Annotated in this window: 11 protein-coding genes; 5 read left to right on the forward strand and 6 right to left on the reverse strand. The window is 72.1% G+C overall.

Translation table 11 applies throughout. The features are described from left to right. Positions 1 to 105 precede the first annotated feature (105 nt). Positions 106 to 954, forward strand: coding sequence for an ABC transporter ATP-binding protein (locus ACFQUZ_RS14115; RefSeq protein WP_377442059.1), 849 nt, complete (start codon positions 106 to 108; stop codon positions 952 to 954). A gap of 11 nt (positions 955 to 965) precedes the next feature. Here the strand turns inward: ACFQUZ_RS14115 and ACFQUZ_RS14120 are convergent, their stop codons facing one another. Then, complete coding sequence (locus tag ACFQUZ_RS14120) at positions 966 to 1940, reverse strand: LLM class flavin-dependent oxidoreductase (protein WP_377442061.1); 975 nt, start codon at positions 1938 to 1940, stop codon at positions 966 to 968. An 82-nt stretch (positions 1941 to 2022) separates the two neighbouring features. On the opposite strand from ACFQUZ_RS14120, the gene ACFQUZ_RS14125 reads away from it, so the two are divergent. Beyond that, positions 2023 to 2922, forward strand: a complete 900-nt coding sequence (locus tag ACFQUZ_RS14125) for a ribokinase (protein WP_377442063.1) — start codon at positions 2023 to 2025, stop codon at positions 2920 to 2922. 22 nt (positions 2923 to 2944) lie between these two features. After that, a complete protein-coding gene (locus ACFQUZ_RS14130) occupies positions 2945 to 3355 on the forward strand; it encodes a YccF domain-containing protein (RefSeq protein ID WP_377442067.1) in 411 nt (136 codons plus the stop codon). Between the two features lie 42 nt (positions 3356 to 3397). Here the strand turns inward: ACFQUZ_RS14130 and ACFQUZ_RS14135 are convergent, their stop codons facing one another. Further along, entirely contained in the window at positions 3398 to 4276 is an 879-nt protein-coding gene (locus ACFQUZ_RS14135; protein ID WP_377442069.1) for a hypothetical protein, read from the reverse strand. 115 nt (positions 4277 to 4391) lie between these two features. Between ACFQUZ_RS14135 and ACFQUZ_RS14140 the strand changes: the two genes are divergently transcribed. Next, positions 4392 to 6173 carry a dienelactone hydrolase family protein gene (locus tag ACFQUZ_RS14140; protein WP_377442071.1) on the forward strand — a complete coding sequence of 594 codons (1782 nt, stop codon included), beginning with the start codon at positions 4392 to 4394 and terminating at the stop codon, positions 6171 to 6173. A 30-nt stretch (positions 6174 to 6203) separates the two neighbouring features. On the opposite strand, the gene ACFQUZ_RS14145 is transcribed toward ACFQUZ_RS14140, so the two are convergent. Together ACFQUZ_RS14145 and ACFQUZ_RS14150 are read right to left on the reverse strand one after the other, a co-directional pair. Further along, on the reverse strand, positions 6204 to 6686 hold the full coding sequence (locus tag ACFQUZ_RS14145; RefSeq protein WP_377442073.1) for a DUF6232 family protein: 483 nt from the start codon (positions 6684 to 6686) through the stop codon (positions 6204 to 6206). 230 nt (positions 6687 to 6916) lie between these two features. Further along, a complete protein-coding gene (locus ACFQUZ_RS14150) occupies positions 6917 to 7444 on the reverse strand; it encodes a DUF6232 family protein (RefSeq protein WP_377442075.1) in 528 nt (175 codons plus the stop codon). Between the two features lie 131 nt (positions 7445 to 7575). Here ACFQUZ_RS14150 and ACFQUZ_RS14155 point away from each other — a divergent pair, with 131 nt between their 5' ends. Further along, positions 7576 to 8349, forward strand: coding sequence for an enoyl-CoA hydratase-related protein (locus ACFQUZ_RS14155; protein ID WP_377442077.1), 774 nt, complete (start codon positions 7576 to 7578; stop codon positions 8347 to 8349). Between the two features lie 89 nt (positions 8350 to 8438). Here the strand turns inward: ACFQUZ_RS14155 and ACFQUZ_RS14160 are convergent, their stop codons facing one another. Then, on the reverse strand, positions 8439 to 9353 hold the full coding sequence (locus tag ACFQUZ_RS14160) for a hypothetical protein (RefSeq protein ID WP_377442079.1): 915 nt from the start codon (positions 9351 to 9353) through the stop codon (positions 8439 to 8441). A gap of 119 nt (positions 9354 to 9472) precedes the next feature. Next, positions 9473 to 10690, reverse strand: a complete 1218-nt coding sequence (locus ACFQUZ_RS14165; protein WP_377442081.1) for an MFS transporter — start codon at positions 10688 to 10690, stop codon at positions 9473 to 9475. Between the last annotated feature and the right edge of the window lie 125 nt (positions 10691 to 10815).

The raw sequence follows: 10815 nt of genomic DNA on the forward strand, positions 1-10815 counted from the left end.
ACCGATGGGCTGACTGGGAGCCCGCGACACGTCGGGCTCCACCGATACTGGTCACCACCCTACGGCCCGCACAGCGCCGGCGGGGGGCAGCTCGCGGGCCCGTGATTGGATGGGCGGGTGCGTAGTGACCTGCTCGCCGGCCCCGGCGCGACCCCGACCGATCCCGCGAACGACGACCTGGTGATCGACCTCGACAGCGTCTCCGTGCTACGGTCCGGCAACCACCTGCTGCGGGAGATCGGGTGGCGGGTCGAGGTGGACGAGCGGTGGGTGGTGCTCGGCCCCAACGGCGCCGGGAAGACCACCCTGCTGGCGGTGGCCGGTGGCCGGCTGCACCCCACGTCCGGCGCCGCGCGCGTACTGGGTGAGCGGATCGGGCGGACCGACGTCAACGAGCTGCGTACCCGCATCGGGCTCTCCACGGCGGTGCTCGCCGATCGGATCCCGGCCCAGGAGCGGGTCCGTGACGTGGTGGTCACCGCCGCCTGGTCGGTGGTGGGTCGGTGGCGGGAGAGCTACGACCCGATGGACGAGACCCGGGCTGGCGAACTGCTGCGCCAACTCGGCGTCGGCGAGCTGGGTGAGCGGCCGTACGGGACCCTCTCCGAGGGTGAGCGCAAGCGGGTGCAGATCGCTCGGGCGTTGATGACCGATCCCGAACTGCTGCTGCTCGACGAGCCGGCCGCCGGGCTGGACCTGGGCGGCCGGGAGGAACTGGTGGCCCGCCTCGCCGAGCTGGCCCTCGACCCGGACGCTCCGGCGATGGTGCTGGTCACCCACCATGTCGAGGAGATCCCGCCGGGCTTCACCCACGCACTGCTGCTGCGCACCGGCGGCGTGGTCGCTCAGGGTCTGCTCGGCACGACTGTGACAAGCGAGAACCTCACCGAGACGTTCGGGCTCCCGCTGATCGTCGAGCGCACCGGCGACCGCTTCACCGCCCGCGCGGCCTGACCGCCCCTGCTTCACCGCAGCAGCGGGAGCAGCTCGTCGGCGGCCATCGTGATCTGGGCCACCGCCAGCTGCGGATCCTTCGGCGGAGCCAGCACCACGGCGTCCGCGCCGGCGGCCGCGAGCCGGCGTACCGCGGCCGCGCACCGGTCACCGGTGCCCGCCACCGCGAACCGGTCGACCAGCTCCTCGGGCAGCGCCTCGGCCAGGTCGGCCGGATCCGGATGGGCCCGGAGCAGGTCGGCGACGGTCGACGCCACGTCGTCGTCGGCCGCGGGAAGCGACCGGAGCACCCAACCGGCCAGCTCCCGCCGGGCGTCCGTGGCGGACTCGTCGAGATCGAACTGCGCGTACACGGTGAGCCGGTGCGGGTCGGTCCGGCCGGCGTCCCGACGGCCCTCGTCGATCCGCTCCCGGGCCCACGAGACGTATCGGGAGCTGGCGCCCTCGGCGAGGACGGTGCCGTCGGCGGACCGGCCCGACAGGCGCAGCGACCTGACGTTCCGGACGCCCATCGCGACAGGTGGTGCTGGCTCCGGCGGATACTCCAGCGCGACCCCGGCGAGGTTGGCGTGCCGGCCGGAGACGCTTACCGTCCCGCCGGCGAGCAACGCCCGTACGGCCTCGACCGTCTCGCCGAGAACCGCAAGCGGCGACGGATGTGCCGCGCCGACCTGGCGTACCCAGTCGGTCACGCCGTGTCCCAGTCCGGCCCGGATCCGGCCCGGGAACATCCGGCCGAGGGTGGCCAGCTCCATGGCGGTGACCGCGGGGTTGCGGAAGGCCGCCGGCAGGATGCCGAGGCCGATCGTCAGTCGCTCGGTGGCGGCGGCGGCCGCCGCGGCGGAGGCGATGCCGCTGGCGAAGAAGCAGTCCTCCACCAGCCACAACTCGTCATAGCCGAGGCGTTCCGCCAGCCGCGCGTAGGCCGTCAGGTTCTCCGGTGGGTTCTCCCTGCGGTACATCACTCCGATCGGCAGTTCTCCCATGGACGGCCAGCTTGCCACTTATCGGCCGATCCGGCAGCGGCCGTAGACTCCCGTCCGGACCACCAACCCCCGGAGGTACGCCATGCCGCAGCCACGGGTCGTCGTCATCGGCAGCGCGAACATGGACCTGGTCGCGACCGCCCCAGCGCTGCCGCAACCCGGCGAGACGGTGCTCGGAACCGACTTCATGATGGTGCCCGGCGGTAAGGGCGCCAACCAGGCCATCGCGGCGGCCCGGGCGGGCGGGTCGTGCGTGTTCCTCGGTGCCGTCGGCTCCGACTCGTTCGGAGTCACGCTGTCCGCCCGGATCGCCCGGTCCGGCGTCGACACCGCCCGGCTCCGCGTGGTGTACGGATCCTCCGGCGTCGCCCTCGTCATGGTGAACACGGAGGGGGAGAACGCCATCCTGGTCACTCCCGGAGCCAACGCGGCGTTCGCCGACCTGACCGGGGACGAGCTGGGCGTCATCCGGGACGCCGACGTGCTGGTGGCCCAGTTGGAGATCCCGGTAGGTACGGTCACGCAGGCCGCCCGGGCCGCCCGCGAGGCCGGTACCCGGGTGGTGCTCAACGCCGCCCCGGCCCAGCGGTTGCCGCCGGAGCTGCTTGAGGCCGTCGACCTGCTGGTCGCCAACGAGGGTGAGGCGCGGGCGATCACCGGTCGGGGGCGGGACGACCCGGCGGCGCTGCTCTCCGTCGTACCGCGCGCGGTGCTGACCCTCGGCGCGGCGGGCGCGTGGTACGTGGCTAGGGACTGCGAACCGGTGCACATCCCCCCGGTCACGGTGGGAACCGTGGACTCCACCGGTGCCGGTGACGCGTTCACCAGCGCGCTGGCCGTGGCCTGGGCCGAGGGTCGGGATGTCGTCGATGCGGCCCGCTGGGCGAGCGCCGCCGGTGCGGCCTGTGTGCGCAGGCTCGGTGCCTCGGTAGCCATGCCCGCCCGGGCCGACATCGACGAGCTGTTCGGACGCCAGGGTTGATCCGCTGACGCACCATGGACGCATGTTCCGCTTCCTGCTCAACCTGTTGTGGCTGGTCTTCGGCAGTGGGATCGCCCTGGCGATCGCGTACGGGATCGCCGCGCTTATCTGTTTCGTCCTGGTGGTCACGATCCCGTTCGGGGTGGCCGCGCTGCGCCTGGCGTACTACTCGCTGTGGCCGTTCGGTCGCACTCTGGTCGGCAAGCCCGGGGCGGGCCTCGCGTCCGGACTGGCGAACGTGCTGTGGGTGGTGTTGGCCGGATGGTGGCTGGCGCTGGCCCACGTGGTCGCTGGCGTGGCGCTCTGTCTCACGGTGATCGGCATCCCCTTCGCGATCGCCAACTTCAAACTCGTGCCGGCCGCGTTCTGGCCGCTGGGTCGCGAGGTGGTGGAGGTCGACGACCTGCGCCGGCCGGGCCTGTCGGCCGCCTGAGGCCGCACCGTTCGACGTGGCGCGGCCTCGGCGCCGGTGCCGTCACCGTCCGTTGCCGGACCGGCTCGCGTCCTCCTCGTCGGCGAGCCGGTCCTCGCCACGCCGGCGCAGCATCCGCAGCCCCGGGATGCCGGCGACGGCGAGTTTGAGGTCGCGGGTCACCTCCAGCAGATCGTGGATGTCCGGCCCAACCCGGTCCAAAGTGGCCAGGATCGGCAGGATGTCGCCGGTCAGGTGGTGGGTCAGCCTGGGCAGCTCGTCGACCAGCCGGATCGCGGCGGTGACCTCGTCGGGCGACAGTTCCTCGACGAACCGCCGTGCCATCGGGGCACCCTTGCGCAGCGTCTGCGCGTAGGCCGCGAGCAACTCGTCGGCGGTGGCGGCGGTGGTCTCGGCCCGGACGACCGTGCCGGCGGCTCGTTCGGTTACCTGTTCCGCCTCCACCACCACGGAAGCCGCCGAGGTGGAGACCCGATCGGCCTCGGCGACCACAGTTGCCGCCGCGGTGGTGATCGCTCCCGCGTCCTCGACAAGCGCGCCGGCCCCGGCGGTGATCCGCTCTGCATCGTCCACCACGCCCCCGGCCCGGGTGGCGACGCGGTCGGCGTCGGCCACCAGCGTCTCGGCGGTGGCGGTCAGCGCCGCCACCTGGTCGATGGCGCCGGCGACGGAGGCGCTTATGACGTCGACCTGGCGGATCGCCCCGGCCGCGTCGTCCAGCAGCCGCTCGGTGCGGTCCAGGGCGGCTTCCGCGCGGTCGACGGCCGCGTGGATCCGCCGTACCAGCGCTTCCACGTCGTCCAGCACGGCGAAGGCGCGGGCCGGTACGGCGGCGAAGGCTGCGGCGGAGCCGGCCGCCTGGTTGACGGCGGACCGGGTGAGGTCGAAGACGGCGCCGGGGCGGGGGAGCGGGATTGCCATGCCCGCCATTGTGCTGCCCCCCGGCCACTTCGGCAGGAAAGGCTCCTCGTCGACGCGTACCCATCCCGAACAACGGTCTGGTCCGGCGCGACGCGGATGGTTAGCGTGCAGGGTCATGACTCCCGCCGCATCGAGTGAGCCCACCGTCCGGCGCGGTCGGCGGCTGTCGGTGCTGGTCGCCGTGGTGAGCCTGCTGTTGGCCGCCGCCGGCGCGGTGCTGCTGGCGCGGGCCGGTACCGGACTGGCGTACCGGCAGGTGACCGTCGCGGGCGTACCGATGACCGAGGTCGTGCCCACGGACCCCGCGTCACCCTCCGGCGGATCCGGCGCGGTGCCGCCGGACGGCGGTGGACGTCCAGGGGTGGTGGTGGCGCATGGTTTCGCCGGTTCGTCCCGGCTGATGACCCCGATCGCGGACCGGCTCGCCCGGTCGGGTTTCGCGGTCGTGTCGCTCGACTTCACCGGTCACGGCGCACATCGCGGCAGGCTGCCCGGTGCCGGCGGCGATTCGACGGACACGGCCGCGCTGCTCGCCGCCGACCTGGACTCCGCGGTACGCCACCTGAGGGCGATGCCCGGGGTCGACCCGGCGAGGATCGGACTGGTCGGGCATTCGATGGGGGCCGGCGCGGTGACCCGGTACGCCGTGTCCCACCCGGACATCGTCGCCACGGTCGCGATCTCCCTGCCGGACGCGGAGGACGTGCCGGACGGCCGTGGCCCGGCCTCCGCGGGGGCGAGCGGGACGGCCGGACCACGCTCGTTGCTGCTGGTCGTGGGTGGCGCGGAGTTCGCCGGCTTCCGCGCGGCCACGGACGAGGCGATGAGCCGGGGCGGTCCCGCCGGGGATCGCCGGGCGGTGGTGGTACCCGGCGTCGAACACATCTCGGTGCTGTTCGCCGCCCGTACCCACGACGAGACCGCTGCCTGGCTGGCCCGGGCGCTCGGCCCGGTGGCGCCGGAGCCGGCGCCCGCTCTGGTCGGCCCGGCGACCCGACTGAGCGGCGCGGGCCTGCTGTTGCTGGGCTTCGCCGTCGGCCTGTACCCGCTCGGGGTGCTGCTGCTCCGCCGACGGTCGGTGCGGGTGGACCCCAGCCCCGTCCCGATCGCCCGACCTGTCCTGTTGACCATCGTGGCACTCCCCGTGGCAGCCGTGGCCGCCTGGCTGGTGCCGACCCACCGGCTGCCCCTGGCCGTGGGCGGCTACGTCGCGGTGTTCCTGGCCGTCACCGGGCTGACCCTGGCCGGTTCGGCCCGGCTGGCGGACCGGTTGACGGATCCGCCGACGATCCGGTTGACAGGCCCGCCAGCGGCTCGGCCAGCGAGCGACGGGGCGCCCGAGCGAACCGACGCCGGTCGCGGTCTTGGCGGCGGTGCGCCGCCCGCGACCGGCAGCGCGATCGTCGCCAGCGCGGTCACCGGAATCGCGATCGTCGGCTACGCGGCGCTGGCGGTCGCCGTACCGCTGCATCTCGGCTTCACCTCGACCGCGCCGGTCGGGGACCGGTGGTGGCTGCTGCCCGCGGTGATCGCCGGCTGCCTGCTGTTCTTCGCCGGTGTCGACCGGGCCGTCCGCGCGGACCCGGCCGGCCTCGACCGGGCCGTCGTCGGAGGCGCCGAGCGCCAGACGGTGACGGGTCCGCGACCCCGGCGGTTCATCCTCGGGTACGTCCTCAGTTGCGTGCTCACGGTCGTCGGGCTTGTCGTCGCGACGGTGGTGGGCTTCGCGCCGGGTTTCGTGCTTCTCGTCGTGCCGCTGTTCGCCCTGCTGCTGACCTGGCAGGTGGTGTGGGCGGCGGTGCTGCGTCGGCTGGCCGCGCCGCGCTGGGTGATGGCGCTCACCGGAGCGGTGCTGCTCGGTTGGCCGATCGCCACCACCCTGCCGTTGACCGGCTGAGCCGTTGACCGGCTGAGGCTCGGCGATGCGTCAGCGACCCTCCGTGTGTTGCTCGACGGCCCGCCGCACCGCCCGGTAGATCTGGCCGAACCGCAGCGCGTCGCTGGTCCGCAGCAGCATGATCTCCTGCCCCCGGCTCTGGATCCACAGCTCGTGCACCCCGCCCCCGCGGTCGTACGAGCGGTCCAGCCAGCCGAGCGGCAGTTCCAGGAACGGGGTGAGGGCCACTGCGGCGGCGATCCCGACGGCGATTATCGCGATGACGATTCCCCAGGCGTCCCGGTCGTCGGCCGCGTAGAACAGCGACACCACGCAGACCAGCGCGACAAGCGGCGGGATGGACAGCAGGAAGATCAGGATGCCGCGCCCGACGAGGCGGGACCGGACCCGCGCGTTGCCCCGCCCCTTGGCCCGCCACACGTATTCGATGTCGCGCAGCCACACCGTCACCCCGAGCGTACGGATGCCGTCGGAGGTGACCTGGATCGTGTCGTCCCGGTAGTAGGTCGTCACGGCGGTGCCGGCGTCCTGGCGGCCGGACTGGGAGGGGAGAGCACGATGTCGCCTCCTCGTGGGACGCGGCACGCGGACCGGATGCGGGAACGGCCAACCCTGGCGCGTAATCCTCCGGTAACCCTATGTGCCGGTATTACCGGCCGTCAATTGCTGAGATCAACACCGATGCGCCCGCGCCTTCCGATGCCGCGTCAGCACTCACATCCCGGCGAGGGAACGCTCGGCGGTCAGCGGGGGCGTGCCGACGACAACCGTTGCCCGATGGCGCGGCGCTCCGCGCCTCGTTGCGCGGTGCGGCGTTCCGCGCACTGCTCGACGGCCCGACGGAGCGCCCGGTGCGCCTGGCCGAAGCGCAGCGCGTCCCGGCTGCGCAGCAACAGCACCGGTCGACCACCGATCTCGGCCCACAGCCGCAGCTCGGTGATGCCCCGGTCGTACGAGCGGTCCATCCGGTCCAGCAGCAGGTCGGCCAGCGGGCCGGCGGCGAGCCCGGTCAGGCAGGCGACGCCGACCACCGCGATCGTGACGGTCAGGGAGGCGTTGAGCGCGATGGCGATCCAGAGACCGAGGGCGGCAGCCATGATCGGACCGGCCAGCGCGGCGACGATCGCGCCCCGTCCGGCGACCGCTCGCCAGGATCGCGGGCCGCGCTCGGTCCACACCCTGGTCAGCCCGCGCAGCGGATAGCTCCGTCCATGCACGCGGACCGTCTCCGAGGTGATCCGTACCGACCGGTCGTCGTAGTAGGTCGTCATCGCCCTTCTCCGCCCAGGTGCCGCTACCAATCTACTTACCCCAACGGGTCCCGTCGTAGTGTGGGCACGCACCGACAACGACCGGCGATCCCGGCACCGGATGCCGCGGGCACGACGAGAGCGAGGGCAGCGTGGACGACTTCGTCCGGGTGGAGATCAAGGACGGCATCGGCACGATCAGGCTGGAGCGTCCGCCGATGAACGCCCTGAACACCCAGGTCCAGGAGGAGTTGCGCGCCGCCGCCACGGCGGTCACCGCCGACGCCGGGGTCCGCGCCGTCATCGTGTACGGCGGGGAGAAGGTCTTCGCCGCGGGTGCCGACATCAAGGAGATGGCCGACATGTCGTACGTTGACATGGCGGAACGGGCGGCGGACCTGTCAAGCGCCCTCGGCACGATCGCCCGGATCCCCAAGCCGGTGGTGGCCGCGATCGCCGGGTATGCCCTCGGCGGCGGCTGCGAGCTGGCGCTGGCCTGTGACTGGCGGGTGGCCGCCGAGGACGCCAAGCTCGGTCAGCCCGAGATCAAGCTGGGCATCATCCCGGGGGCCGGCGGCACCCAGCGGCTGGCCCGGCTGGTCGGTCCGGCGAAGGCAAAGGATCTGATCATGACCGGTCGGATGGTGGACGCTGCCGAGGCGTCGCGGATCGGCCTGGTCGACCGGGTGGTCCCGGCGGGCGGGGTGTACGACGCGGCGGTGGAACTCGTCACGCCGTTCCGCACCGGCCCGGTGCAGGCGCTGCGGGCCGCCAAGCAGGCCGTCGACGGCGGCCTGGAGATGGATCTGGCGTCCGGGCTGGCCTGGGAGAGCCAGCTCTTCGCGGCGCTGTTCGCCACCGACGACCGGCGCGAGGGGATGACCGCCTTCGTCGAGAAGCGCAAGCCCGACTTCACCGGCCGCTGAGATTTACGGAAGGGCCCCTTGTTATCGCATTTCGCGGCACAGGGGCCCTTCTCGGCACCGTGCGTGCCGAGCGGCACGCCGGACGCGGCTCAGGAGTCGAGCGGACGCCAGTCACCTGAGGTGTAGCAATGGTCGCTGGCGTTCGTGGGGCAGTATCCGGCCTTGCTTCCGGTGGTACCGAAATCCTGCACGAAGATGTAGTCGATCTGCCGGTTCGGCGCGGGCCGGGTGGGGAACGTGTTCCCGAGGACCAGGTTCTCCATGCTGTCGTACAGGCTGGGCAGCTTGTCCGGCGTGAGGTTGAAGTCGCCGGCGATCGAGTACCGGCGTCCGGCCTCCATGTAGTCCGCCGCGTTCGAGAAGTAGCGGATGGCCTGATCGATGGTCTCGCCCTCGTCCCGGCCGCCGAGGTGCGCCGCGCACTGCCCCATGGGGCCGGCGAACGTGTTGAACTTCAGGCACAGCATGGTGCGGCATTCGGTCTCCGGGTCGGTGCAGTCCTTGCCGGGGTTGGGCAGGAACCATGCCTTCCCGTCCTGCTGGACACCGCCGGGGTGGAAGAGCGCGTTACCGAACTCCTGGTTGCCGGGGCGACACTTCAGGGGATCCGCACCGGGGCAGCAGTTGGTGACCTTCTGCCTGCTGACCACGAAGGTCCCGGCGGCCCCCAACCGGTTCGCCAGCGACCGGAACGAGCTTATGCAGCTCTCGTTGATGGAGACGAACCAGGCCCCGTCGCTTTTCACCAGCCAGACGAGGACATCTTGGGCGACGGCCGCCTGTTCGATCGTGCACGCGTCCCGCTTCGCGTTGCAGATGTTGTAGTGGTGGATCTTCGCCGTCACCGTCGACGACACCGCCGCGCGCGGCGTCGGCATCTCCGGGCCGGCGACGGTGATGATCCGTGGCGCGGGCGGTCCGGCGGCGGCGGAGCCGACCGTCGCGACGAGCCCCGCGGCCACCGTCAGCAGGACGGTCATGGACAGGGTCAGAGTTCGCTTCATGGTCACCGCTCCAATCGTCCGGGTGACTGTCATGAGCCCATTAACTCCGATAAAAGTCAATCGATTGAACGGGCCGAGGCGCTCGGCGTACTCGGCCTCGGTGGTCGCGCCTTCGAAGATCAGGGTGTGGGGCTCGACGAGTTGAGGATCCGGCGGCGCAGCGTGAACGCGGCCCATGCGGTGGCAATCAACCCGCCGGTGCCCGCCACGACGAATGTGACGCGGGCGTCGGTGAGGTCGAGCAGCACGCCGCCGAGCACGTATGAGGCGCCCGCCGCCAGCCCGACGGCGCCGTAGACGTTGCCGAAGACGCGGCTGAGTAGTCCGGGCGGCACGGTTCGTTGGAGTTCCGTGTTCACACCGACGTCGAGTGCGCTGATCCCGAGGCCGCGGATCACCTGCAGCGCGAGCGCTGCCCACACGGCCCACGCCACCCCGGTCAGCAGGTTGCCGGCGCTGTTGACGGCGAATCCCGCCAGGATGAGAGTGACCGCCGTCGCCCGTCCGGCGTAGCGGGTCAGCAGGGGATAGCCGACGGCCAGACCGATGCCCACGCCGGCGTACGCGAGTGCGGCGGCCGAGTCGGAGCCTCCGAGGGTGTCCTTGGTCAGGAACACGAGCGCGACGTCGTCCACCCCGTTGAACGCGACAACCGCGACGAAGCCGAGCGTGATGGCACGCACGATCGGCGTTCGGGCGATGTATGACACACCCGCCTTCGACGCGGCGAAGAAGCCGGCCGCGCTGTCGTGGGTCTCGTGCGACCTCAGTCTCGGCAGGGCCGCGAGCAGCGCCGCGGACCCAGCGAACGTCGCCGCGTCAAGCAGCAGCACCCCGCGCACGCCGACCACCGGAAGCAGGACGGCGGCGACGAGCGGCCCGAGCGCCTCGAGGCCGTACGTCCCGGCTCCCAACGCGGCATTGGCACGGGGCAGATCGGCATCGGCGACAAGCGCGGGCACCGCGCTGCGCGACGCTGCCTGGAACACCTGCCCCGCCAGGCCGCGCAGCACGACGAGCAGGAGGAGCCACGGCAGACCGGGCAGGGTGAACGCGATGACGAGCACGATCGCGGCCTGCGCCAGCTCGCAGCTCAGCATCACCTTACGCAGGTCGAAGCGGTCACCGATCACGCCGGTGAACGGGCCCAGTAAGCCGGGCACGCAGTCGCCGGCGAGCAGCAGTAGGCCGACCGCGATCGCCGCGCCGGCCGAGCGTTGCGTATAGATGAGGAGTGCGACCAGGCCCATCGAGTCGCCCAGATACGACACGGACCTCGCGGTCCACAAGGCGCCGAAGGGACGGTTGTTCCTCAACAGCGTGGTCGCCGCGCTCACCAGTAAAGCTTGCCGGTGGAATGAGGGCTCGTCATCCGAGTTTTGGCGTTGTTTCTCTCCCACCGCCTCGCGGCGTGGCGCTCAGGGTGGCCCGACGCCGGACCGGGCAGGTGGCAGGTGTTGAG

It is taken from the genome of Plantactinospora sp. GCM10030261 (assembly GCF_042666615.1).
In the GTDB taxonomy this organism is placed as follows: domain Bacteria; phylum Actinomycetota; class Actinomycetes; order Mycobacteriales; family Micromonosporaceae; genus KBS50.

Coding starts and splice junctions, on each gene's coding strand:
- ACFQUZ_RS14120 (WP_377442061.1), bottom strand. CDS start 1,940: ATGGGAGAACTGCCGATCGGAGTGATGTACCGCAGGGAGAACCCACCG.
- ACFQUZ_RS14125 (WP_377442063.1), top strand. CDS start 2,023: ATGCCGCAGCCACGGGTCGTCGTCATCGGCAGCGCGAACATGGACCTG.
- ACFQUZ_RS14130 (WP_377442067.1), top strand. CDS start 2,945: ATGTTCCGCTTCCTGCTCAACCTGTTGTGGCTGGTCTTCGGCAGTGGG.
- ACFQUZ_RS14135 (WP_377442069.1), bottom strand. CDS start 4,276: ATGGCAATCCCGCTCCCCCGCCCCGGCGCCGTCTTCGACCTCACCCGG.
- ACFQUZ_RS14140 (WP_377442071.1), top strand. CDS start 4,392: ATGACTCCCGCCGCATCGAGTGAGCCCACCGTCCGGCGCGGTCGGCGG.
- ACFQUZ_RS14150 (WP_377442075.1), bottom strand. CDS start 7,444: ATGACGACCTACTACGACGACCGGTCGGTACGGATCACCTCGGAGACG.
- ACFQUZ_RS14160 (WP_377442079.1), bottom strand. CDS start 9,353: ATGAAGCGAACTCTGACCCTGTCCATGACCGTCCTGCTGACGGTGGCC.